Origin of the sequence: Actinomyces sp. 432 (genome assembly GCF_009930875.1) — a bacterium.
Lineage (GTDB): Bacteria > Actinomycetota > Actinomycetes > Actinomycetales > Actinomycetaceae > Actinomyces.
Genome location: NZ_CP025249.1, coordinates 212,734 through 235,883, shown reverse-complemented (window position 1 = coordinate 235,883; position 23,150 = coordinate 212,734). Strand labels below are relative to the sequence as shown.

The window sequence follows — 23,150 nt, the reverse complement described above, 5'->3', positions numbered from 1 at the left end:
GGCCCGGCTGCCTAGCTCTTCTTGATCGTGATTGCACGGTCCTCACCTTCCTTATTGTCACCCTCGATCAGGCTCCGCCCTTCGCCAATACCCGTATTTATGGCAGTATCTGCCTCTCCGAGTACGTCTTCGGGGTCGTGTTCGGGACCAACGGCATTGGCCCAGTCGTGGACACCGTCCTTCTGTTCGCTGGTTGGCGGGTTGTCAAGGCTGAAGGTGGTGGTGCCGTCGGGATCGGTGGCGTACCAGGAGTACGGCTGGCCAGAACTGTCCTGGAGGTAATCGGGGCTAAAGGCTTCCGGATCGGTTATCAGCCCCTGGTTGACCGCCTCGACGTAGGCCTGGGCCTGCAACGTCCTGCGAGTCGATTCGGGCGTGACTGGGCCGTCGACGTCGGGCAGGTCGTCGGGGGCGAGCTGGTCGAGCATTATCGGCTTGGTCACGGTCTTGCCCACATCCCAGGCCAGCTTCGCCCCACGGCCGGCAATACCAGCACCCAAGACGGTGGTCGTCACGCCAAATATGGTGCCCATGGCGTCCTTGACGGCCTTCTGCTCGGCCGTCGAGGCCGCCTTAAGGTCGGTCAGACGCTCACTACCGATCGCGTTGAGATACCCATACACATTCCCAACTGTCCGGTATTTAGCCCTTAGATGGTTCACATCATCAGCATTGGGGTAGTCGGCCATGGCGGCACTGGTGAAGGCGGAGGTGATGGTGGCGGCGGCATTCTCATTATCGATGACCCGGTAAATCAGCGTGGTATACAGGCTCTTGGCATCATCATCGGTCTTGCTGCCATCACCGCTGTACAGTCCCAGTCCCTTAGTGGAACCGCTCGATGCAATGTTCACGCCTTCCTTGGCGGTGTTGGCCACCACGACGGACAGGTTCTCCTTCATGGTCTCGGTGTAGTTCGCGAAGGGCACCTGGTCGACGGCGAACTCCATGGACCTGGCCACGGCCCAGGTGGCCGCGGCGGCGGTGTCCGCATCCTCGCTGCCACGCATGGCCGAGTTACCCGCCATGACGGCGGTAAACCCATCCAGGCCGACCTCACTGTCCCACTCCCGCCCCGTCAACAACTCCCACCGCTTCTCGGACTGCTCCCAGGCACCCACTGCCCGCCACTCATCTGCCCATCCGGGTTGAGGTACTTGAAGGCAGCCTCAGGATTGTTACCCATGGCCATCGTCACCCCATACAAGGGATCCATCGAGTAATCGCGCAGCGCCTTGCCCTCGTCATAAAGCACCCCGTAATCGTCGTCATACCAACCTTGCAAGGAGTCCGGGGTGGCACTGGCCGCCGATCCATCGAAGGGCAGGTCCTCCATCCGGTCGGCCAGATCAACCAGCGTGTCTGTGTCATACACCGCCCCATCCACGGCCATCAGGGCGTTCAGCGCCGACATCCGCCCCCGGTGCCCCTTGACCGTTACCGCCTGATACATCGCATCCGACCAGGAGTCATAACCCTCGGGCACCTTGCCCGACCGCGTTGCCGACGCCAGCACCCGCCCCAACACGTCCACCGCCTCATCCAGGCCATCCCGGTCCACGTGCAGGACGCCATCCTTGTCCACAGAGTTGTAGTCCCACTGCAACTCCAACAGGTTGTCGAGGTACCCGTCCACACCACCGAAAGCCTGAACGACGGCAGCCCCGTAGGTCGGCACATCCTGATGCTCAGCCATCTCATCAAGGATCTCCTCGACGGTGCGCCCGTCCTCCGCAGTACCGTCCTTACTGCCCATCGCCTGCTGCAGCGCTTCCGCGTCCTTGGCGCCGTCACCCAGCGAACCGCTGTTGTAGGCCTTGACGTTCGCAGTGGTGTCCTCAACACCATCGGGCAGGTAGTAGCAGACCCTGCCGTCGGTAGAGCCAAAAGTGATGCCACTGTCGTTCATGGCGATCGCCTCATCCAGGCGGGTCTGCAGATCATTAACAAGCTGCTGGAGAGACCCTAACGCATCGGCCATACTCGCCGGCCTGCCACCAAACGCCGCAAAGGCGTCCCCAGACCCTGCCCGGGTGTATCCCAGCGCGTAGGGAGTAGTGACAGAGAGTTTTTCCTCAACCCCCTCCACCGGCTCCTCTTCCCAGCTACTACTGAGGTTATACAGGTCAGACCGCTCAACCTCGGCGTCATCCACCCAGGACTGCAAGGCATCAATGAAACCCTGCACGCCGTCTGCATCCATACTCACATAAGTCACAGTCACTAATCCCTAATCATTCGCTATTGCCTGATCCGATCCGAGCCCCGCCAAGGAGCAACAGGTCACCTCCACTTGGAACTGCCCTCATCGCTACCCTTGGGAACCCGATCATCCTGGCCCCACCAGGCGTTATTGGCCTTCTCGTAGATATCATCCACAGCATCGCGTACCGCGGAAACACTCGTATCAATATCAGTACCGAAGTCATCGGCCAGGGGCGAGGACCACACCTCGGACAATCCACCGCTGAACGCGCTCAATCCAACCGCAGGCGACACCTGCGACGACGGAAAGGACATAGCCCCGCCACCCGCACGCATAGCCCCAGCCAACGGCGACGTGGACGGATTCACAGCCAGCACGCCCCGCGCCGAATCCGCCCGACTCCTGACCTTCTCAATCGCCTGCTTTTTCAAGTTCTCCACCATGCCCGAGCTGTCGGGCAAATTAGGATTCCATGACGAGTCACCCAACAATCCAAAGCCCAACAACGAATTATCGCCAGAGTCGACAGGCAAAGACATAACCAGACACTCCCTCCCCCGGGACAGGGCCCGGACAATACAGCAAGTCCACCCCCATGCACCGCCGGCCAACAGAGGCGAGCAGCACGCAAGGACGTGTACGACACCGCGACGTTACCACACCTTTACACCTGCTGCGAGGTGCGACCACCAGCGCCGCCTTGCCACCCGGCACACAGCCACCCACCCAGGGCCTAAACCCCTACCCGGAGCAGCGGGTTCGTCACGTGCGGGCGGCTTAGGGCGTGTTATGTAAGTCGTTTGAGCTAGTGGTCGATGCTGGCGATGTGGGTGGTGGCTTGGTAGCGGACGGCGAGTTTGTCGTACCTGGTGGCCATGGCCCGGTTCTGCTTGAGCTGGCCGAAGCACTGCTCCACAGCGTTGCGGTCCTTGTAGGCGGCCGGGTCGAAGGCGGGCGCCCGCCTCGGGATCCCTTGGCGCGGCGGTTTTCGGCCTGGTCTGCCTTGATGGGGATGGTGGCCTTGATGTGGTGGGCGCGCAGCCAGTCCCGGTTCGCGCGTGAGGAGTAGGCCCTGTCGGCCAGCACCATCTGCGGGCGCGTGCGGGGCCGCCCACCGGCAGGACGCTGGACACATATCTTGTCTAGGACGGGGATCATCAGCGACGCATCGGCTGCCTGCCCGGCGGGCAGCACCCCGGCCAGCATGCCGCAGGCGGCGTCGACGGCGGCGGGGACCTTGGAGGACCACCCGCCCCGGGAGACTCCCAGGGCGTGGTCCTCGGGCTCCCCGTCCACCTGCTGGGGGCTGTCCTTGCGGGCCCCAGCGGCATGCACGTGCGCCCGGCAGGTGGTGGAGTCCACTGATACTCGCCAGTCGATCTTGCCTTCGGCGTCGGCCTGGGCGACCAGGGCGGCCTCGGTGCGCTCCCATATCCTGGCCAGTTGCCAGGCGCGGTACAGGGCATAGGCCCACCACCAGGGACCGTAGTGGGGTGGTATGTCGCGCCAGGGCGCTCCGACCCGGGTTCTCCACCGTATGGCGCTGATCATGTCCCACAACGGATACACCCGGGGCCGTCCCCTTCCCGACTCACGCGGCAGCAGGGGCTCAAGCAGCCCCCACTGGGCGTCGGTCAGGTCATGACGGGTGTAGGCGTCTATACTCAACGGTCGAGGCCCTTCGAGGTGTCATGGTCTGTTTTCACACCACCCGTGATACCCCGAAGGCCTCACCTTGTTCCGCACACCACGCCGACACCACCCCGACTTACACAACACGCCCTAATACAGTGGTCGACGCTTACGACGTCGATGGCCACCTGGTAGCGGGGCGAGCTTGTCACACCTGCTGACCGTTGCGCGGTGTCGCGCAAGGCGGCCGAGGCAGTGAACTGCAGCGGGCTTGATGGAGGCAGCGCCTGCTCGCTAACGCAGCCGGAAACCCCGGCCGCTGCCCGCATCTAAACTAAGAACCGTCAGCCCGGGTCGCGACGGCCACTGGCTACCGAATTACATATACGCGCATCCCTTCGCGGATTCGTGGGCGTAGCCGCCCACCTTTGCATAGAAATCGCGAACTCGTTGGGGAACGTCCCGCTCCGACAGACGCCTGAACCACCAGGCATCACCACGCCGCTCAGCCTCCTGCATGTACCAGCACTTATATTCCAGGATCTCGATCGCACTCTCCAGCGCAGCAATTTTCATGCGCGTCTTATGACGCTGATCCTCATACATTCGACGCCGCTCCGCTATTGTCGAATCGCCCTCAAAATATAGATCCATGAAATGTTTAATGCTGGCGAGGGACATGCCAGTCTCCTTTAGAGTATGGATGATGAACAGGGCCTCAAAATCGTTCTCCGTGAAAATGCGCACGCCCGCTGAATTACGTGCCACGAAGTCGAGCAGACCGCGCCTTCCGTAATACCGCAGAGTGGTCTCAGGCACGCCCGTCCGTTCAGCCACATCCTTCACCGTGTATGTCTTGCCGTCCGGCATGAAGCACCTCCGATCCGCCCCAAGACCTTGCCTTAGACCATGGTCTCAAGTGTACACCTGCCCTTGTGACGCCGGGCACCAAGCCCGGCAACACCTAAAGGAGCAGCATGACAGGCAGATCTTCATCGCACGGATCAAGGACGGGGTCACCGACGAGATGGTGACCGAGCGCGTCTCGGCGAACAGGCGGGCAACTACTTCAACGCGAACAATTTCACCGCCGTCCAGGTAGAAGCGTTAAGCGACACCACTCCTGCAGCCGACCCAGTACACACAAATACACGATACCCACTATGGAGGACACTTTGGATAACGACTTATTCGAACTCACCCGTCGGCGCAGGTCTATACGACGCTACCGCGGCGAGCCCGTCGCCGACGAGGTGATCCGAGAAATCATGCGCGTGGCCCTGACGGCACCGAGTTCCTTCGGGCACGACGCGGTGGAGTTCATCGTTGTGAGGGATCCGGACATGATTCGGCAAGTCGGTGCCTGCAAGACACTGGGCGGCTCTCAAGTGGAGGGCGCGGCCGCCGTGATCGTGACGATGGTCAAGACAGCCGACACACGCCAAGCCGAATTCTGGATCGAAGACGGCGCCATCGCCTCGGCCTACATACTGCTTGCCGCAGAACAGTACGGACTGGGCGCATGCTGGGTACAGATCCGGAACAGGACAGGGCGTCACGACACCTCCGACAAGGAGATCCGCGAGCTGTTGGGGGTGCCGTCCGGCTACACGGTGCTGAACCTCGTGGCTATCGGAGAGAAGGGCGAGCTTAAGCCTGCCTACACCGACTCCGACCTGCCCTGGGACGACGTGCATTACGAGGGGTTCTAGACCTCCGTCTGACTTCGCCACCCAGGTGCCGCTCACTCGGGCCAGGCGGCCTCGGCCTGGGCAAGCGCCTCCTTGGAGTCCAGTTCGCCGCGGGTCCACTGGGTCAGAGCTCCCCACAAAGCGTCCGTGCCCACTCCCGACGGCATCGAGTCGGAGGCGTCGAAGCGGATCACGGACTGACGCGACTGCAGCAGCACAGTGGCGCGCCTGGCGACGTCGGAGCGCATCCGTGAGGCGTCCACGCTCCGGTTGGCGGTGGCCACACCACCGAGGTCAACCCGTGCCTGCGCCCACTCGGCGCTGGACAGGTAGGTCATTACCGCCGCAACGGCATCGGCCCCGCCGGCACCTTCCCCTGCGGCGGATGCCCCCGCGGACAGCTGCACCAGGAAGTCGCCGCCTACGATCACCGGGGCGCCGGCGTCGTCGTCAGCCACCCCCGGGACGAGGAACGCGGAGACAACCCCACCCGTCACCGCGTACGTCGGTGTGGCCGTGGCCTGGGTCGCGGCGGTACCTGAGCCCGCGGCACCACCGACGGCGACGACCTCGGCCCCCTCGGGCAGCAGGTTCTCATACCCGGAGGAGGCGTGCAGCATGTAGCAGGACCCATCCAGCAGCTGTGCGCCGGCCTCCTCCACCGTGGTATTCACTGCCTGCACGCCGCCACCGGGAACATGCCCGTCGGCCAGGAGCAGGTCGCCCACCGCGTCCAGGGCACCCACCGCGGAGGCATCATCCAGGGCGACGGCGTGGCCCGCCCAGGCGTCATAGGCGCCGACTCCACCGGTCGCCAGCAGCGCATCCTCCAGCCAATCACTCACTACCCAGCCGGTAGAGTCGCCGTCGGAAGCGCCCAGGCACCAGGGGGTGAAGACGGCGTCGGTACCTCTCTCCTCAGCACTGCTGTCTTGCGCGTCCTCGGCCTTCTCGCCGTCTCCGTCCGCGGACGTGCTATCGCCGTCGGCGGCATTGTCGGCAGCAATCCGCGCGGTGAGCGCAACCAGCTCATCCCAGGTCGTAGGCACCTCGTAGCCGGCCTGCGCGAAGGCGACCGGCGAGTACCAGACGAAGGACTTGACCGACGCCATGAGCGGGGCGGCGTACAGAACGCCGTCAACCGATCCCGCCTCCATCCAGGAACGGTCCCAGCCCAGCTCCACATTCGCACCAACCGAGTCCGGCATACCAACGAGCGCATCGGCACGGGCCAGATCACTCACCAATCCGGGTTGGGGAACCACCGCCAGATCCGGCAGGAGGGTGCCGGTCGGCGGCTGCTCCGCACCCGTTGCGTCGGCCGGGTCCGCCTCCGGATCGTCACCGGCTCCCGGCTCCTCCAGCGTCTGCCGCAGCACCGCCTCCAGATCGTCCGAGCCGTTCTGGACCACGTCGATGCCGGTGCACTCCTCGAACTGCTCCAGGGATGCATCGAAGCGCTCCGCCTCCGTACCGGTGAAGGCGGTGGCGATGGTGACCGTGGTGCCGTCGGGGAAGGTACCGTAGCCGGCCAGCGCCGCACAGGGGTCCGTGGAGGACGCGGTGGGATCGACGTCGTGGCCCGTGGAGCAGGCGGTCAGGCCGCCTGTGAGCAGCAGCAGCGCCGCCGCTGCGGGGGCGAGGTGGGCGGCGGTGCGGTGGGCGGCGGTGCGGTGCAGGGCGGTCCGCGACGATCTCATGAGCTCCTCCGAGTCCTCTCAACGATTGCGTCCAACACGGCCGCGCAACCATCGTGCCATACCGTATCGGTAACGATGTCCCCTTGCTCCTTAACCCACTGCGGCGCCGAGCCCATTACGGCCCCGACGCCCGCCCACCGCAGCATCTCGACGTCGTTGGTGCCGTCGCCCACAGCGATGGCGTGGCCGGAGTCGGTGCCTAGCCGGGTCACAAGCGCCTGAAGGGCGGAGGCCTTCGTAATGCCCTGCGGGGCGACGTCGAGCCACGCGGTCCAGCCGATCGCGTACTCCACCGAGTGCAGGGCGGCCCGCCCTACGACGGCGCTGAACTCGTCCACCGGCATGCCCGGGGCCCGCAGCACCACGCGGGTGACCTCCCCTCGGCGCAGCTCCTCCAGGGGAACCACCGTCTGCTTCTCAATCAGCTCCCCGTCGGGGAAGGGCCGCGAGACGCGGAAGCCGGCGCCCAGCTCCTCCACCGCGATGATCCCGTCCGGGACCGCCTCCAGCAGCGCGTCAATAGCATTTGCCGGGTTGAAGGTGCGCGAGTCCACGACCTCGTAGCCACCCGGGGCGGCCGGGTTCATCCGCAGCGTTATGGCTCCGTTGGCGCACACCATCCACCCGTCGGTCAGCCCGATCCGGCGGGCCACCGGCAGGGCGGCGGTGATGCCGCGCCCGGTGGCGATGACCACCTGCACGCCGTAGTGGCGCATACGGGAGATCGAAGCCATAACACGCTCGGAGACGCGGCCGTCCAGGTCCAGGATGGTGCCGTCCACATCCAGGGCCACCACCAGCCGCTCATCAGGGAACAGGTGGGCCCGACCGCCCGGACCCGCGCCGTCGGACTCCAGGCGGTCCAGGTCGGCCATGCGGGCGCGCACGAGCGCGTGGTAGTCGTCGTGAGACAGTGGGCGGTCGTATCCGGGCCCGTATACGCCAACCGTCTGGGAGTTCCAGGCGGCCGAGCCGATCAGGGGGGCGCCGTCGTCGTTCCGGGTCGGCATTAGATGACCAGCCGGACGGAGGCGGGACGCGCCCCGCTATCGCCGTACATGGTGCGCACGTCAGGCGACCGGCTCGATGACCTCGAGGCCGCCCAGGTAGGGGCGCAGGCCCTCCGGCACGACGACGCTCCCGTCCGCACGCTGCTGGTTCTCCAGGATCGCGACCATCCAGCGGGTGGTGGCCAGGGTGCCATTGAGCGTGGCCACGGGCGCGGTCTTGCCGTCGCGGCGCTCCCGGATGGACAGCCGCCGCGCCTGGAAGGTGGTGCAGTTGGAGGTGGAGGTGACCTCCATCCAGCGGTTCTGGGTGGGCAGCCAGGCCTCGCAGTCGAACTTGCGGGCGGCGGAGGAGCCCAGGTCGCCGGCGGCGGTGTCGATCACCCGGTAGGGCAGGCCCACCAGGGCGAGCATCTCCTCCTCCATCGCCAGCAGCCGCTGGTGCTCCTCGGCGGCGTCCTCGGGACGGCAGTAGGAGAACATCTCCGCCTTGTTGAACTGGTGCACGCGGATGATGCCGCGGGTGTCCTTGCCGGCGGCGCCGGCCTCACGCCGGTAGCAGGTGGACCAGCCCATGTACCGCCTGGGCCCAGCGGACAGGTCCAGGATCTCATCGGTGTGGTAGCCGGCCAGGGCAACCTCGGAGGTGCCGGTCAGGTACAGGTCGTCGGCGGGCAGGTAGTAGATCTCGTCGCTGTGGGCGCCGAGGAATCCGGTACCCCCCATCACCTGCGGGGTGACCAGGGTGGGGGTGGTCATGGGGAGGAAGCCGTGCTCGACGGCCTTGTCCAGGGCGGCGGTCATCAGGGCCAGCTCCAGGCGCATGCCCCAGCCCTTGAGGTAGTAGAAGCGGGCGCCGGAGACCTTGGCGCCGCGGCGCGTGTCGATGATGTCCAGGCCCTCGCCGAGCGCCAGGTGATCCGCCGGCTCGAAGCCCTCCGCGGCGAAGTCGCGCGGCTTGGGGCCCTCATGGCGCAGGACCACGTAGTCCTCCTCGCCGCCGGAGGGGGCGCCCTCGATCAGGTTCTGGAACCGGGAGGTGAGCTCGTCAAGCTCTGAGGCGGCGTCGTCGGCAGCAGCCTGCGCCCGGCGGACCTGCTCGGCCAGTTCCTTTGCGCCCCGCAGGGCGGCCTCGCGCTCCTGGGGGGTGGCGGCCTTGCCGACCGACCGGGAGACCGTTTTCTGCTCGGCGCGCAGGGACTCGAAAGCGGCAAGGCTGGTGCGGCGCGCCTCGTCTGCCTCAATGACGCGGTCGACCAGGGAGACGTCGGCGCCGCGGGCACGCTGGCTGGCACGGAAGGGCTCGGGGTTCTCACGAAGCGCACGCAGATCGATCATGGGGGCGAGTCTAACCAGGCAACCGCAGCACAGAGGGTCTCGACCGCAAACAGCATGAGAACCGTGCGGGCGTGATCTACAGTCAATACCAATAAGCCAACCCCGATTTCTACCCCCGACCCATCCGGTCGGATCGTGCTACGGACTCAGGACCGCTCATGCCCACCACCACTCTTCCCTCCTTCTCCCAGCTGAGGGCCTTCGTCGCGCTGTGCGACCACCAGCATTTCGGTGAGGCTGCGGCGGCCCTGGGCGTGAGCCAGCCGAGCTTGTCGCAGGCGATCACCGCGCTGGAGAAGCGCGTGGACGGGGAGCTCGTCGAACGCACCACCCGCCGCGTCCTGGTCACCCCGCTGGGCCAGGCACTGCTGCCCTATGCGCGTGAGGCCGTGCTAGCCGCAGAGTCTTTCAACGAGGCGGTCACCAATCAGGGTGCCGCTCTGGCCGGCACCCTGCGACTGGGAATCATCCCGACTCTTGCCCCCTACCTGGTACCGCTCATCCTTGACGGGCTCGGCCGGGAGCTGCCCCTGCTGAACCCCGAGTTGCGGGAGATGGTCACCGGTGACCTGCTGGACATGCTCGCGCAGGGCCGCCTTGATGCGGCCATCATCAGCACCGACGTCGACCTGCCTCACTCCACGGCCATCCCCATGTATGACGAGCCGCTAGTAGCGCTCGTTCCTGCTGACCACCCGTGGGTGGGCCGCAACGACGTCCTCCCCTCCGAGTTGGACGGGCAGCGACTGCTGCTGCTCGACGAGGGCAACTGCCTACGAGATCAGACCCTGGCCCTGTGCCAGCGCTACGGCACCAACCCGCCCTCCGCAGTGGCCACCACACTGTCCACCGTGGTGCAGATGGTCGCCAATGGCGCCGGTGTCACGGTTATCCCAGAGGGGGCGGTGCGCCTGCTCTCCGGGGAGGGATATGCCGTAGTGCGCTTCGCCACGCCGGCGCCTACCCGGCACATCGGCCTAGTGCACCGCAGCTCTTCCTCACGCGGCGCCGACTTCGCGCAGCTGGCGGACATCATCACCGGCCTGGCCCGACAGGCCGGCCTGCCCCTCGCCGAGGTCGGTAGATATAACCGCCGAGGTCGGTAGATATAACCACCGAGGTCGGTTGCTGGAGATGGCCCGGGTACGGGTACTGTCTACGCCTCCTGCGCGTCCGGTGCTCGTATCGGCGGTGCTAGTGGCGGGCGGGAGGTGGCGCTGCGAGCAGGACTACCGTGGGCCTGTCCGGGCCTTCGCGGGTCGCGGCGGCGCGGGCTGCGGACCCGTGGCCGTCCACGCCGACCGGGGCCGCAACAGCCACCCCGCACGAACCAGGGCCGTACGGGGGACGGGCCGGTAGCCTTGTTGTATGGCCGTCGGCACTGCCCCGGCGCCGGTTGCCGCCGTCGTCATCAATCCCGCTAAGCCTGCCGCCACGTTGGAAGTGCGGCGGGTGCTCGGCGAGACGCTGCATGCCGTCGGCTACCGCACTATCTGGCTGGAGACCTCTGCCCGGGAGACCGGTGCCATTCAGGCGCGCCTGGCGGTGGCCTCCGGGGCGCGGCTCGTGGTCGCCGCAGGCGGAGACGGCACGGTGCGCTCCGTGGCTGCGGGTCTGGCCGGTACCGGCGTCGAGATGGGGATCATGCCGCTGGGAACTGCCAATCTCGCGGCCCGCAACCTGAACCTGCCGCTGCGGCGCCACGCCGAGCTGGCGCGCATCGTGGCGTCCGGCCGGGCGGCGCCAACCGACCTGCTGTGGGTACGCACCGAGGCCGCTGGGCACACGGGCCTGCTGCACGCCCACGGCGGGGACGTCGCTCCCGGCGCTAACTCCCAAGGTCCCGACGGCGGGCCTAGGATCCGCACCGGTACCGCCCCGGCGGCCGAGCAGGCCGGAGTCGATACCCATGCCGCCGACGTCGCCGAGCCACCGCAGGGTTGGGCGCGGCCGACGCTTGGCGACGAGCACGCGTGCCTGGTGGTGGCCGGTATCGGCTTCGACGTCGGCCTGGTCGCCTCCACGCGCCCGGCTCTGAAGGAGCGCCTGAGCTGGGGCGCGTACGGGATCGCCGCACTGGAGAATCTGGGACGGCGCCGCCTGGATCTGGTGCTGGGCATTGCGAATGGCCGCATGAGCGCCGCCGTGCCGGAGGCACAGGTGGTATTGCCGGCACCACCGCAAGCCACGCGCACTGAACGGATGATGGCTCGCTCCCTGCTGATCGCCAACGGCGGGCGGCTGCCCGCCGGCATCACGCTGCTGCCCGATGCGCGCCTGGACGACGGCCTGCTCGACGTCGCTGCCATCGACACGCTGTACGGCCTGTGGGGCTGGGCGTCGCTGGCCCGGCAGGTGCTGCCGCCGCGGCCGGCGTCCTACTCCACCGGTGGTGCCGCCCAAGTGCTGCTGCGGCGCGGGCGCGAGGCGACGGTGTGGCTGGACCGGCCCGCCGCCGTCGAGGTCGACGGCGACCTGGTGGCCCCCACGCGCGGTGTTCGGGTACGCGTGCAGCCCGGGGCGTTACGGGTGCGGCGCCCCGCATAGCCCAGGGTGCGGCGCCCCGCATAGCCCAGGGTGCGGCGCCCCGCATAGCCCAGGGTGCGGCGCCCCGCAGCGGGTGCTCCTGTCAGAGAGTGCGCCCCTCCAGCACGTCGGCAACCCAGGAGCGAGCCACCACGAAGTCCTTGTCACTGGTTCCGGCCGGGACTACCACGGGCAGGGAGTCCAGCCGCGGGTAGGAGCCGAGGAAGCGAATGAACGGGCAGGTGCGGTGCAGGCCGATGAAGGCCGCCTGCACGCGCTCGTCGCGGATGTGCCCCTCTACGTCAATGGAGAAGCGGTAGCGGCCCAGGGAGTCTCCGACGGGCCGGGACTCGATGCGTGTCAGGTTCACGCCGCGGACGCTGAACTGCTCAAGCATGTCCAGCAGCGCGCCGGCCCGGTTGTGTGGCAGCTGCACCAGCAGGGTGGTCTTGTCCGCTCCCGTGGGCTCACCCACCCGACCGGGGCGGGAGACCTTGACGAAGCGGGTGACGGCGTCGGGGTTGTCCGCCACTCCCCCGGCGATGACGCTCAGGTGGTACTGCTCGGCAGCGAGCGGGTTGCACAGCACGGCCTGGTACTCGAGGCCCGCTGCCTTGGCTGAGTCGGCCTCAGCCAGGGCTCGGGCGGGAGCGGAGGTGGAAGTGCCCTCGATGTAGGCGGCGCCGGGCAGGTGCTGGTGAACCCATCCACGGCATTGCGCCCAGGCGTGGGGGTGGGTCGAGATGGCGCGCACGTCCTCCAGGCGGGTGCCGGGCCGTCCTGCCAGCACGAAGGTAATGGGAACGGCCATTTCAGCGGCGATCACCAGGGGGGCACCAACCACGAGGTTATCGAGCGTGGCATTCACGCCCCCCTCCACCGAGTTCTCAATGGGAACTACGGCGGCGACGGCACTGCGGTCGCGCACGTGGTCGAGGGCCGTGGGGACGTCCTGGCAGGGGTCGAGGACGACGTCGGCGGGCGCCACCTGCCGCAGGGCGGTTTCGCAGAAGGTGCCGCCGGGGCCGAGAAAGGACCAGATAGGGGCGGGGCTCGTCATGGGCCCAGGCTATCCCGCGATTCCCCGGCGAAGCTCCCGAACACCCCACGTAGGCTGCTCGCATGAGCGAGCCCATGCGCATCCGGTCGCGTCCGTTGCGCGGCGTGGCCTGGGAGGTCCGCCGCGCACTGGTGCTGGTGGCGCTGGCGCTGGTGACCGGGGTGATGCTGGGGCCGCCCGGCCCGTCAGCCGCCCCGGCGGCGCCCGGCCCAGCCGCATCCGCCGCTCCCGCGCCGCTCCTCGTGCTCGGGGTCAGTGAGCTGTCATGGGCGTCGGTGCGCGAGCTTGCTGCGGGTGACGACCCGCAGCTGGCTGCCGATGCCGCCACCGTGCTGCAGTACGCGGCGGCGAATGCACCGGTGAACCTGGTTCAGCGCACGATCGGGGAGAACACCTGCCCCGCGGACGGCTGGGTCACTCTCGGCGCCGGTATGCGCGCCCGGGCCGACGTGTCCCATACGGGGCCCGAAGCCGCATGCTCCGGCGGCTCCTGGGCGGAGGCGACACGGCTGGCGCAGGCCGATGGATACGGGACCGAACCGGGAGCGCTGGCCACGGCACTGGACGCAGCCGGGGTCGGCTACGCCGCCGTCGGGGATGGTGCGGTCCTGGCACTGACCAATGCCGCCGGACCGCCGGAGGCGGCCGAGCCGGGCGTGCTACCCGCCCCGGCGGGCGATGGCACGGAGAGCGCCGGCGAGCGCGCGTCGGCCAGCACTGCAGCGGAGCCGGACCTGATCCTGGTTGACCTCATGAGTACCGCGGGCTCACCGGGCGGGGCGGGGGCCACCGACACCGAATCGGCGTCATCAACCACCCCACCGGGGCCGGCGCGGGCAGTCCACGCGCTCGCGCAGGCGCTCAGGGAGCTGACGGCGCCGGCCCGCGTTGTAGTGGTATCCGTGGCCGACCCGCAGGACCCCTCCCCGCAGCTGGCTGTCCTGCCCGCCGGCACCACCTCCCCGCGGGGCAGTGACGGCACGCTCCTGGTCGGTCCGACCACGCACCGGCGGGGCCTGATTCAGCTGACGGACTTGGCGCCGACTCTGCTGGCAGCCGTTGCCGGGCAGGACGCCGTAGCCGCCTCCGGGCTGACCGGTGGAGTTCTGGCGCTTCCCGCCTCGGGGTCCTCCGGCGCCTCCGCTCCCTCCACGAGCACGGCCGGCCCCGTCTCCGCCGCGGACCTCGCCGCCGTGGATGCCCTGGCCGACGACGCTATCCACGCCGTCGCCTCCAACCGCGCCGTGATCCCGATGACCCTCGCGCTACTCGCCGCCACGGGGGCGGTGCTGGTCGCCGTCGCCGTCGGCCTGCGCCACCCGCAGTCCGGGCGACTGGGGCGCCTAGGCTGGGCCGCCTGCTGGGCGAGTGCCCTGCCCGCCGGGATCTGGCTGTCGAATCTGCTGCCGTGGTGGCGGGCCGGCGCCTGGGCGCCTATGGCGGCGGCCGTGACCGCGACCGCTGCGGCGGGGATGCTGACCGGGGCGGCCGCCCTGCTGGCCCTGGCGCCACGGCTCGGGCGGCCTGGCGCCGCACTGCTGCTGACGGCGTCGGCGCCGGTGGTGCTCCTGGTGGACGCCGCCGCTGGCGCCCCGTTGGGGTTCAACGGGCCACTGGGGATGAACGCGGTGGTGGCCGGGCGCTTCTACGGGGTGTCGAACACGGCCTTCGCGCTGGCGGCGGGGGCGCTGCTTGTGGCCGTGGCTGCCGGGGCCGACCGGTTTGCCACAGCGCATACGCGCCGACGTGCGGCCGTGGTGGTGGCGGTGGGGGTTCCGGGTGCTATTGCGCTCGCCGTGGACGGCGCACCGCAGCTGGGGGCCGATGTGGGCGGCGCGCTCACCCTGCTGCCGGCGCTGGTGGCCCTGGGGGCCGGGTTGGCGGGGGTACGGCTCGGCCTGCGACGCTGGCTAGGCGTGGGGCTGGTGACCGTGGGCGTGGTAGGCGCGTTCGCGGTCGCGGACTACGCCGCAGGCTCGCGCACCCACCTGGGTGGGTTCGTGAGCCAGGTGGTGGATGGGCGTGCGGGCGCGACGCTGGTCCGCAAGGCCGCTGCGCTAACCGCCCCGTTCCTCACCAGCCCGTTGGCGCTGCTGGCACTCGTCATCGGTGTGGGCGTGGCCAGTGCGGCCGCCTGGTGGTTGCGGCGGACGGTCCGCGACGCCCGCGCGGGCGTGGGCGCCTATGCCTGGCTGGTGGCGGCGACGCCCGCGTGGCCGGGGCCGACGCTGCGGGGGCTGGCGGTGCTGGTGGTACTTGAGGTTCTCGTCAACGACTCGGGCCTGACAATGCTGCTCTTCTCGGCGGCAGCGGCGCTGCCGGCCCTGGCAGCGCTGCTATTGAGCAGGTGGGTCGGCCGACGCTGATGCCGCCCGCTGCGCTGGTGCAACTCGTGCCGGACTCGGTACGTGACTACTTGTGTCGAACTCGATGAGGGGCGCGGGCGGGGTGCGCCCCGGGCCGGGTCAGGCCTCGGCCGCCGGTGCCTGCTCACCCTTCCAGGCGCGGTAGGCGCGGAAGGGCATCTGGCCGTGCACAGCGGCGTCGTCGAGCTTGTCCGCGGGGACGCGGACGCGGCGCAGGCGCCGGGAGGCCACCGCGCGCATGACGTCCTTGTACTGGGCCGCGCGGTGCAGGCGGCCGGCCCGGTCATTCAGGGAGACGCGGTGGGTGATATCGCAGGGGACCTCAATCACGGTCAGGCCCTGGGAAAGCACATCAATGCTCAGCCCCACTTCTACGCCCCATCCCTCCGCGAGCGGCGAGGCCGCCTCATAGGCCGCGCGAGTGATGCAGCGCTGCCCCGACAGCGGGGCTACGGGCGCCCACCCGGTTGCTGCGGCGATTGCGGCGCGGGCGGCACGCACAACCCGGCCGCGGCCACCGGCCCCCGCCTGCTTGGGCGGCACGGCGATGGACATGTCTGCCACGCCGTCCACAATCGGGGGGACGAGCTGGGAGCAGGCAGCGGCCGAGTCACCCAGGTCCGCGTCGATGAACAGCAGCAGACGGGCGGGACCGTCCTCATAGTCCCGCATGGCGACGACGCTCGCCCCGGTCTCCATGGCGGAGGCCTTCCCGCGGGACACTGCGTGCCGAACGGTGACGGCGCCGGCGGCTCGGGCGTGTTCCTGGGTGGAGTCGGTGGAGCCGTCGTCGACGACGACGACCAGATCAACCCGGGGTATGGCACGGCAGGCACGTACCGTGGCCGCGATCCGCTCGGCCTCATCCTTAGCCGGAATCACGACGGCCACGCGCTGGTCAGGGAGCTGGTTGGGGAGCGGCTCAGATGGCGGCGTCGTGCTCACGGCCCCAGGGTAGTCATATCGGAGGCGGGTCGGCCGGGAAGACAGGCCCCCGGAGTTGCAGTCCAGTCTCGCGGCGCGCGGTGCAGCGGGACTCGCCAGCCCTCCACCCCCACGCCCTCGCGGCCGCGCGCCCTGCCGACGACGCCGACCCGGATGCTGCCGGAAGGGGCCGCGCCCCGCCGGGCCGAGGCGCGGCGAATGGCGTCATTAGACGCCCGGGTCGGCAGGTCCTTGCGCGTCCTCGCAGGTCAAACGTACGTCAGAGGACCTCGGTCCCAATCACGCCCATGTAACCGCGGCAGAAATGTCTTGCCACCCCGAGCCGAGACATATTAGTGACACATGCCACAGAACGCTTTGAGGGAAGGTGGCATGGTCAGGTCCAAGGGCACGTCAAAGGCGACGGGTCCCCACCGTCGGCCTCCCCGCGTCCGGCCCGCCCGGCGGGCCCCGGGGACTGCCGTCGGACCCCACCCGCTCCCGCGCGTACCCCGCCTATGCGCGACGCCGGGACGCGCACCACTGGTCCGGAGATTCCCAGTACCGGCGAGCAGGCATGATGGAACCCATGCGCACCTTCCTCAACGTGGCCATCGGCTGGGTCCTGGTCACGGCCGTAGTGGTATCCACGGTGCTCGCCGTGCGTTGGCGCCGGGCGCTGACGCTTGCCCGCCGGGACAATGCCCGTCTACGGGAGGAGGCCCAGCGGCGCAGCACCCCGCGCGACGTCCTCGCCCACGAGATTCGTACGCCCCTGGCCCTGATCAGCGCCTCCGCCGAGCTGCTGGACGAGGAGACCCCCGGCGACCTCAACGAGGTGCAGCGCCGCTTCGTGACCACGATCCTCGACAACGCCCGCGACGCCTCCCAGATGGCCGAGGACTTCCTCACCGAGGCGCGCCTGGACCACGAGGTCCGCACCCTGCGCCGCGAGCGCGTCGAGCTGCGCGCCCTCGTGCGCGAGCTCATCCAGGAGATGCGCCGCACCGCGCACACCCCGATCCGCCTGGAGGACCACGGACGGCCGGTCCGGGTGGAGGCCGACCGCGGACTGCTGCGCCAGGCGGTCGCCAACGCGGTAACCAACGCGCTGCGGCACTGCGACGGCGCGCCGGTGACCGTACGCATCAGCGCCGACACCGACGACGCCCTCATCACAGTCATGGACGACGGCGTCGGCATGAACCGCCAGGAGCGGCGGCGCGCCTTCACCCCCTACGCGACCTCCAACCCCCTGACGGCGCCGTCGAGCCGCGGCGCAGGCCTGGGCATGATGGTGACGCAGCGGATCATGGAGGCGCACGGCGGCCGCGTGCTCATAGATACGATCGCCGCCCGGGGCACGACCGTCTACCTGACGCTGCCGTTGCGCCCGGACGCGATGCAGGCCGGCGCGCCTCAGCCGGATGCGGCCCCCAGGAATGGAGCAGCAGCGAATGGAGCACCAGTGTGATGACGAGTGACTCGCCTCCCGCCCTGCCAGCCCCAAAGCTGGTTGCGCTCGTAGTCGACGACGAGCCGCAGATGCTCTACGTGGTCTCCTTCGCGCTGGAGACGCAGGGCTTCGAGTGCGTGACGGCGCCCGATGCCGAGACCGCCTGGGAGCTGGCCTCAAGCCGCGATATCGACCTGGTAGTACTGGACGTGATGCTGCCGGGTGGCTCCGGCGTCGACCTGTGCCGGCGACTGCGCGGCACCGGCAACCCGGTGCCGATCATCCTGCTGACGGCCATGCGTGACGAGCCCGACCGGATCGCCGGCCTGGAGGCGGGTGCTGACGACTACGTCACCAAGCCCTTCTCTCCCCGCGAGCTGGCGCTGCGGGCCCGGGCGGTCACGCGCCGCTCCGGCTCAGGCCCGGACGCGATCACCAATGGACCCCTGCGCGTATCGACGGCGACCGGCCGGGTCTCCTGGTCCGGGCGCAGCATCCCCCTGCCGGACACCGAGGCCCGCCTGCTGGCCGCCATGGCCAGGCGGCGCGACGCCGTCGTCACCTGGCAGGAGCTGCTCAACGACGTGTGGGGCACCAGCGACGACTCCGGGGGCCGGGAGATGGTGCGCACCACCGTGTACCGGCTGCGCCGACACCTTCAGGCGCATGGCGTGCCCGCAGACGTCGTCGTGGCGGTGCGCGGACGCGGCTACCGCATGCCTCCGCTGGACCGGGACTGAGTCGGCCGAAGGACAACCAGCCCCCCGTACGGAACCGACCTCGGCACGTAACTTCAACCGACCTCGGCGGGCCAGCACAGCCCACACGGCCAGAACAGCCCGCGAAAATGACACCTCTGTCACAGTTCGCGACCGTCGTTCCATCGCCGTCGTCGTCCCCGCCGTGCATGATTGGGGTGACTTGGCGCACAGCTGCGCCATCACTTCCCGAAAGGCATTCCCATGCGTACTTTCTCGCGGTACGGCACCGCAATGCTGGCGGCCGTCATGGCCGGCGGCCTCGCCCTCTCCGGCTGCGCCGGCTCCACCGACTCCGGCTCCTCGGCCGCCGGCTCCGATGAGGGCCCGATCACCATCGCCTGCGGCGCGATGGAGGACCTGTGCCAGGCCTGGACCGACAAGTTCACCGAGACCACCGGCATCAAGGCCACCTACGTGCGCCTGTCCTCGGGCGAGACCGTCGCCCGCCTGGCCTCCGCCAAGGACAACCCCGAGTTCGACGTCTGGCACGGCGGCCCGGTGGACGGCTACGGCGAGGCCGTCAATCAGGGCCTGATCGAGGCCTACACCTCCCCCGAGGCGGAGAAGATCCCCGCCGAGTACAAGGACCCCGACGGCAACTGGACCGGCGTCTACATCGGCGCGCTCGGCTTCTGCTCCAACCAGTCCCAGCTGGACAAGCTGGGCGTGGACGCCCCGGCCTCCTGGGACGACCTGCTTGACCCGGCCCTGAAGGGGCAGATCTCCGTGGCCCACCCCTCCACCTCCGGCACCGCCTTCACCACCCTGTGGACCCAGGTCACCCGCCTGGGTGGCGAGGACGCCGGCATGGACTACATGAAGCGGCTGCACAACAACGTGCTGCAGTACTCCAAGTCCGGCACCGCCCCCGGCCAGATCGCCGGGCGCGGCGAGGCCGCCGTCGGCCTGGTCTTCTCCCACGACTGCGTGAAGTACCAGGAGGAGGGCATGACGGACCTGGTCGTGTCCTTCCCCGAGGAGGGCACCGGCTATGAGGTCGGCGGCGTGGCCCTGGTGGCGGGCTCCAGCCACAAGGCGGCCGCCCAGGCCTACATCGACTTCGCCATCTCCGCCGAGGGGCAGAACGTCGGCCAGACGGTGGGCTCCTACCAGGTGCTGACCAACCCCGACGCCGACACCAGCGACAAGATGGCGAACCTGGACGACATCAACCTGATCGACTACGACTTCGCCGCGGCCGCCGCAGCCAAGCCCGACCTGACCGCCCGCTTCGACGAGGAGATCGCCGCCGAGCCCAAGGAGTAGCCCGGCGCATGCCGGTCCGGCCGGTGCGGGCGCGCCAGCGTGCGTGCCGCACCGGCCGTCCCGGCCCCGTGCGACCGCTCCCCAGTGGAGCCGGCCGCCGTCGATCACTCCCCGCCCGACCCAGCCGAGGACCACCCATGACCTCAAGCGCGACCCCCATGACCGCCGCCTCCCTCACCCAAGCCCCTCCCGCCAAGGCCTCCGCCCGTGGCCGCACCCGGGTCAAGCAAGACCCGGTGACGACGACGATCCTCGCCGTCGTCCTCCTAGTCCTCGTCTTCCTGGTCCTGCTGCCGCTGGGCCGCGTCCTGGGCGAGGCGCTGTCCGCGGACGGACTGGCCGTGCTCAGCAAGCTCGCCTCCTCCCGCACCAACCGGGCCACGGTCCTGAACACGCTCGTACTGGGCACGGTGGTGGGCACCGTCGGCACCCTGGTCGGCTTCCTGCTGGCCTACGTGCAGGTGCGGGTGGCCTTCCGCGGCAAGCGCCTGTTCCACCTGATCTGCCTGCTGCCGGTGGTATCCCCGCCCTTCGCGGTGGCGACGGCGTCCATCACCCTGTTCGGGCGCAACGGCATCATCTCCACCCAGCTGCTGGGGCAGGAGTGGAACATCTACGGACTGCCGGGGCTGACCCTGGTGCTGTCGCTGTCCTTCTTCCCGGTGGCCTACATGAACCTGGTGGGCATGCTGCGCAGCCTCGACCCGTCCATGGAGGAGGCGGCGGCCTCCCTGGGCGCCTCCAAGTTCACGGTGTTCCGCACGGTGACGCTGCCGATGGTGGTGCCCGGCCTGGGCGCATCCTTCCTGCTGCTGTTCACCGAGGCGATCGCCGACCTGGCCAACCCGCTGGTGATCGGCGGGGACTACACGGTGCTGGCCTCGCGCGCCTACATCGCCATCAACGGCGAGTACAACACGGCGGCGGGCGCCGCCTACTCCCTGGTGCTGCTGGTGCCCTCCCTGCTGGTGTTCCTGCTGCAGCGGTACTGGTCGGGCCGGTCCTCCACGGTGACGGTGACGGGCAAGCCGACCGGCTCCTTCGAGCTGCTGCGCGCCAACGTGGCCCGCATCCCCCTGCTGGCCGTCTCCGTGGCGGTGCTGGCACTGGTGGTCACGGTGTACGCGGCCGTGGTAGTGGGCGCCTTCGTGGAGATCCTCGGCGTGAACAACTCCTTCACGCTGCGGCACTTCGAGTACCTGCTGTCCGGCATCGGGAACGAGTCGATGATCGACACCACCATCCTGGCGCTGATCGCCACCCCGATCGCGGGCATTTTAGGCATGCTCGTGGCCTGGCTGGTGGTGGTGCGCATGCGCCGCGGCGCCGCCCTGATCGACTTCCTGGGCATGCTGGGCCTGGCCGTGCCGGGCACGGTCATCGGTATCGGCTACCTGGTGACCTTCAACCGTCCGGTGGCGCTGTTCGGCGTCAACATCATCGCCCCACTCGCCGGCGGCAGCGCCATTGCGGGCGGTGCCATGGCCATCGTCATGGTGTACGTGGCGCGCTCCATGCCCGCCGGGCAGCGCTCCGGCATCGCCTCCCTGCAGCAGATCGACAAGGCGATTGACGAGGCCTCGACGTCGCTGGGCGCCTCGGGCGCGCAGACCTTCCGCAGGGTGACGCTGCCGCTGATCCGGCCGGCCTTCCTGACCGGTCTGGTCTACGCCTTCGCCCGCTCCATGACGACGCTGTCCCCGATCATCTTCATCACCACCCCGCACACCAAGATCATGACCTCCCAGATCCTGGCGGAGGTGGACGCGGGCCGCTTCGGCAACGCCTTCGCCTTCTGCACGATCCTGATCCTGATCGTGATGACCGTGATCGGCGGCCTGAACCTGCTCATTCGCGGCACCGGCGCGGGACGCGAGCCGCGCTGAGCGGCACCCACAGACAGGCGCCCACCGAACCGTGCGGCGTCGTCGGCCCCGAACTCATCCACCCAGCCATCCACGCCCCGACCAATGGGGCGAGAGCCAAGGAGGCTCCCACATGACCACTTCCTCCACCCCCGCATCGACCGCCCCCTCCGCACAGGCCACCCCCAAGCGGGAGGACCCCACCGGGCACCTGGAGCTGCGCGACGTCGTCAAGGTGTTCTCGAACCGCGGCAAAGACGTGTACGCGGTGCACGGGGTGAGCCTGGACGTCGCCCCCGGTGAATTCATCACCTTCCTGGGGCCATCCGGCTGCGGTAAGACCACCACGCTGCGCATGATCGCCGGCTTCGAGAACGCCACCGAGGGGCAGGTCATCCTCGACGGGCAGAACATGGTGTCCCTGCCGCCCAACCGGCGCCCCATGTCCATGGTGTTCCAGTCCTATGCGCTGTTCCCGCACCTGTCGGTGCGCGACAACGTCGGCTACGGCCTGAAGCTGCGGCGCGTGCCCGCGGAGGAGATGCGCGAGCAGGTGGATGTGGCGCTGACGTCCATGAACCTGACCTCACTGGCGGACCGGGCCCCCAATGAGCTGTCCGGTGGCCAGCAGCAGCGGGTGGCGCTGGCGCGCGCCATGGTGGTCCAGCCCAAGGTGCTGCTGTTCGACGAGCCGCTGTCCAACCTGGACGCGAAGCTGCGCGTGCGCATGCGCCTGGAGATCCGCCGCCTGCAGCAGCGCATGGGCATCACCTCGATCTACGTCACCCACGACCAGTCCGAGGCAATGACCATGTCCGACCGGATCGTGGTGATGAACGCGGGGCGGATCGAGCAGGTGGCCACGCCGGAGGAGATCTACCGGCGGCCCGCCTCCACCTTCGTAGCTGACTTCATCGGCCGCGCCAACTTCCTGCAGGCAACGGCGCAGAGCGTGTCCGCGGGCAAGTGCGGCGTGCAGGTGCTGGGGCACGGCGTCGAGGCCGCCTGCCACGAGGCCGTGCGCGACGGCGACGCCGTCACCGTGGTGGTGCGCCCGGAGTCGGTGCGCCTGGAGCAGGTCGGTGCGCAGGATGCCGCCGCCGGTGCGGGCGAGCTCGTGGGCGACATGGGCCGGGTGCTGTCGACCGTGTTCTACGGCGACCACGTGGAGTACGAGGTGGAGACGCAGGTGGGCACCATCGTCTGCGTGGAGTCCGACCCCGACGTGAGCGCGGTGCACGCGGAGGGCGACGTCGTGCGCGTCGGCTTCGCCGCCTCCCGCGCCTGGGTCCTGCCCGACGCCGGCGAGTGAGTTGTTGGTCCTCGACACCATCACGTGCGCAGGGCCGCCG

At 69.0% G+C, this 23,150-nt stretch carries 17 protein-coding genes and 1 pseudogene; 9 read left to right on the top strand and 9 right to left on the bottom strand.

Annotation, left to right across the window (positions count from 1 at the left end):
- Positions 1 to 11: 11 nt before the first annotated feature.
- The 4 genes and pseudogenes from CWT12_RS14600 to CWT12_RS00980 form a co-directional block, all read right to left on the bottom strand.
- Positions 12 to 1,981: pseudogene (locus tag CWT12_RS14600) on the bottom strand (DUF6571 family protein).
- Positions 1,982 to 2,283: 302 nt separating this feature from the next.
- Complete coding sequence (locus CWT12_RS00990; RefSeq protein WP_161923342.1) at positions 2,284 to 2,745, bottom strand: hypothetical protein; 462 nt, start codon at positions 2,743 to 2,745, stop codon at positions 2,284 to 2,286.
- A 238-nt stretch (positions 2,746 to 2,983) separates the two neighbouring features.
- Positions 2,984 to 3,874 (bottom strand): IS5 family transposase, encoded by an 891-nt coding sequence (locus CWT12_RS00985; protein WP_202616233.1) that lies wholly within the window; start codon positions 3,872 to 3,874, stop codon positions 2,984 to 2,986.
- Positions 3,875 to 4,216: 342 nt separating this feature from the next.
- A complete protein-coding gene (locus CWT12_RS00980) occupies positions 4,217 to 4,708 on the bottom strand; it encodes a MerR family transcriptional regulator (RefSeq protein ID WP_161923341.1) in 492 nt (163 codons plus the stop codon).
- Between the two features lie 293 nt (positions 4,709 to 5,001).
- On the opposite strand from CWT12_RS00980, the gene CWT12_RS00975 reads away from it, so the two are divergent.
- The gene (locus CWT12_RS00975) at positions 5,002 to 5,550 is read left to right on the top strand and encodes a nitroreductase family protein (protein WP_161923340.1); all 549 of its coding nucleotides are present in this window, start codon (positions 5,002 to 5,004) and stop codon (positions 5,548 to 5,550) included.
- A gap of 32 nt (positions 5,551 to 5,582) precedes the next feature.
- On the opposite strand, the gene CWT12_RS00970 is transcribed toward CWT12_RS00975, so the two are convergent.
- Genes CWT12_RS00970 through serS form a run of 3 tightly spaced genes read right to left on the bottom strand, consistent with a single transcriptional unit; the run spans position 5,583 to position 9,574 of the window.
- Positions 5,583 to 7,229, bottom strand: coding sequence for an ABC transporter substrate-binding protein (locus tag CWT12_RS00970; RefSeq protein ID WP_161923339.1), 1,647 nt, complete (start codon positions 7,227 to 7,229; stop codon positions 5,583 to 5,585).
- Entirely contained in the window at positions 7,226 to 8,239 is a 1,014-nt protein-coding gene (locus CWT12_RS00965; protein WP_161923338.1) for an HAD family hydrolase, read from the bottom strand. The genes CWT12_RS00970 and CWT12_RS00965 overlap by 4 nt, the downstream gene beginning before the upstream one ends.
- 60 nt (positions 8,240 to 8,299) lie before the next feature.
- Positions 8,300 to 9,574 (bottom strand): serine--tRNA ligase, encoded by a 1,275-nt coding sequence (gene serS, locus CWT12_RS00960; RefSeq protein WP_161923337.1) that lies wholly within the window; start codon positions 9,572 to 9,574, stop codon positions 8,300 to 8,302.
- 158 nt (positions 9,575 to 9,732) lie between these two features.
- Between serS and CWT12_RS00955 the strand changes: the two genes are divergently transcribed.
- Positions 9,733 to 10,680 (top strand): hydrogen peroxide-inducible genes activator, encoded by a 948-nt coding sequence (locus tag CWT12_RS00955; protein WP_161923336.1) that lies wholly within the window; start codon positions 9,733 to 9,735, stop codon positions 10,678 to 10,680.
- Between the two features lie 262 nt (positions 10,681 to 10,942).
- Positions 10,943 to 12,121, top strand: a complete 1,179-nt coding sequence (locus CWT12_RS00950; RefSeq protein ID WP_161923335.1) for a diacylglycerol/lipid kinase family protein — start codon at positions 10,943 to 10,945, stop codon at positions 12,119 to 12,121.
- 82 nt (positions 12,122 to 12,203) lie between these two features.
- Here the strand turns inward: CWT12_RS00950 and pheA are convergent, their stop codons facing one another.
- Entirely contained in the window at positions 12,204 to 13,160 is a 957-nt protein-coding gene (pheA, locus tag CWT12_RS00945) for a prephenate dehydratase (protein WP_161923334.1), read from the bottom strand.
- 62 nt (positions 13,161 to 13,222) lie between these two features.
- Between pheA and CWT12_RS00940 the strand changes: the two genes are divergently transcribed.
- A complete protein-coding gene (locus CWT12_RS00940; RefSeq protein ID WP_237564232.1) occupies positions 13,223 to 15,526 on the top strand; it encodes a hypothetical protein in 2,304 nt (767 codons plus the stop codon).
- A 99-nt stretch (positions 15,527 to 15,625) separates the two neighbouring features.
- On the opposite strand, the gene CWT12_RS00935 is transcribed toward CWT12_RS00940, so the two are convergent.
- The gene (locus CWT12_RS00935; RefSeq protein ID WP_237564231.1) at positions 15,626 to 16,471 is read right to left on the bottom strand and encodes a glycosyltransferase; all 846 of its coding nucleotides are present in this window, start codon (positions 16,469 to 16,471) and stop codon (positions 15,626 to 15,628) included.
- Between the two features lie 568 nt (positions 16,472 to 17,039).
- On the opposite strand from CWT12_RS00935, the gene CWT12_RS00930 reads away from it, so the two are divergent.
- The 5 genes from CWT12_RS00930 to CWT12_RS00910 all read left to right on the top strand — a co-directional run bounded on the left by CWT12_RS00930 (position 17,040) and on the right by CWT12_RS00910 (position 23,110).
- Positions 17,040 to 17,924 carry a sensor histidine kinase gene (locus tag CWT12_RS00930; RefSeq protein WP_161923333.1) on the top strand — a complete coding sequence of 295 codons (885 nt, stop codon included), beginning with the start codon at positions 17,040 to 17,042 and terminating at the stop codon, positions 17,922 to 17,924.
- Entirely contained in the window at positions 17,924 to 18,646 is a 723-nt protein-coding gene (locus tag CWT12_RS00925; protein ID WP_161923332.1) for a response regulator transcription factor, read from the top strand. The genes CWT12_RS00930 and CWT12_RS00925 overlap by 1 nt, the downstream gene beginning before the upstream one ends.
- A 222-nt stretch (positions 18,647 to 18,868) precedes the next feature.
- Positions 18,869 to 19,933, top strand: a complete 1,065-nt coding sequence (locus CWT12_RS00920; RefSeq protein ID WP_161923331.1) for an ABC transporter substrate-binding protein — start codon at positions 18,869 to 18,871, stop codon at positions 19,931 to 19,933.
- A gap of 137 nt (positions 19,934 to 20,070) precedes the next feature.
- The gene (locus tag CWT12_RS00915; RefSeq protein WP_161923330.1) at positions 20,071 to 21,819 is read left to right on the top strand and encodes an ABC transporter permease; all 1,749 of its coding nucleotides are present in this window, start codon (positions 20,071 to 20,073) and stop codon (positions 21,817 to 21,819) included.
- Between the two features lie 112 nt (positions 21,820 to 21,931).
- Positions 21,932 to 23,110 carry an ABC transporter ATP-binding protein gene (locus CWT12_RS00910; RefSeq protein WP_161923329.1) on the top strand — a complete coding sequence of 393 codons (1,179 nt, stop codon included), beginning with the start codon at positions 21,932 to 21,934 and terminating at the stop codon, positions 23,108 to 23,110.
- Positions 23,111 to 23,150 lie beyond the last annotated feature (40 nt).

What these genes read in the sequence shown, in the direction of transcription:
- CWT12_RS00950 (WP_161923335.1), top strand. Translation starts at nt 10,943, where the DNA reads ATGGCCGTCGGCACTGCCCCGGCGCCGGTTGCCGCCGTCGTCATCAAT.
- CWT12_RS00955 (WP_161923336.1), top strand. Translation starts at nt 9,733, where the DNA reads ATGCCCACCACCACTCTTCCCTCCTTCTCCCAGCTGAGGGCCTTCGTC.
- CWT12_RS00910 (WP_161923329.1), top strand. Translation starts at nt 21,932, where the DNA reads ATGACCACTTCCTCCACCCCCGCATCGACCGCCCCCTCCGCACAGGCC.
- CWT12_RS00980 (WP_161923341.1), bottom strand. Translation starts at nt 4,708, where the DNA reads ATGCCGGACGGCAAGACATACACGGTGAAGGATGTGGCTGAACGGACG.
- CWT12_RS00925 (WP_161923332.1), top strand. Translation starts at nt 17,924, where the DNA reads ATGACGAGTGACTCGCCTCCCGCCCTGCCAGCCCCAAAGCTGGTTGCG.
- CWT12_RS00930 (WP_161923333.1), top strand. Translation starts at nt 17,040, where the DNA reads ATGCGCACCTTCCTCAACGTGGCCATCGGCTGGGTCCTGGTCACGGCC.
- CWT12_RS00965 (WP_161923338.1), bottom strand. Translation starts at nt 8,239, where the DNA reads ATGCCGACCCGGAACGACGACGGCGCCCCCCTGATCGGCTCGGCCGCC.
- CWT12_RS00990 (WP_161923342.1), bottom strand. Translation starts at nt 2,745, where the DNA reads ATGTCTTTGCCTGTCGACTCTGGCGATAATTCGTTGTTGGGCTTTGGA.
- CWT12_RS00940 (WP_237564232.1), top strand. Translation starts at nt 13,223, where the DNA reads ATGAGCGAGCCCATGCGCATCCGGTCGCGTCCGTTGCGCGGCGTGGCC.
- CWT12_RS00975 (WP_161923340.1), top strand. Translation starts at nt 5,002, where the DNA reads ATGGAGGACACTTTGGATAACGACTTATTCGAACTCACCCGTCGGCGC.
- CWT12_RS00920 (WP_161923331.1), top strand. Translation starts at nt 18,869, where the DNA reads ATGCGTACTTTCTCGCGGTACGGCACCGCAATGCTGGCGGCCGTCATG.
- pheA (WP_161923334.1), bottom strand. Translation starts at nt 13,160, where the DNA reads ATGACGAGCCCCGCCCCTATCTGGTCCTTTCTCGGCCCCGGCGGCACC.
- CWT12_RS00970 (WP_161923339.1), bottom strand. Translation starts at nt 7,229, where the DNA reads ATGAGATCGTCGCGGACCGCCCTGCACCGCACCGCCGCCCACCGCACC.
- serS (WP_161923337.1), bottom strand. Translation starts at nt 9,574, where the DNA reads ATGATCGATCTGCGTGCGCTTCGTGAGAACCCCGAGCCCTTCCGTGCC.
- CWT12_RS00915 (WP_161923330.1), top strand. Translation starts at nt 20,071, where the DNA reads ATGACCTCAAGCGCGACCCCCATGACCGCCGCCTCCCTCACCCAAGCC.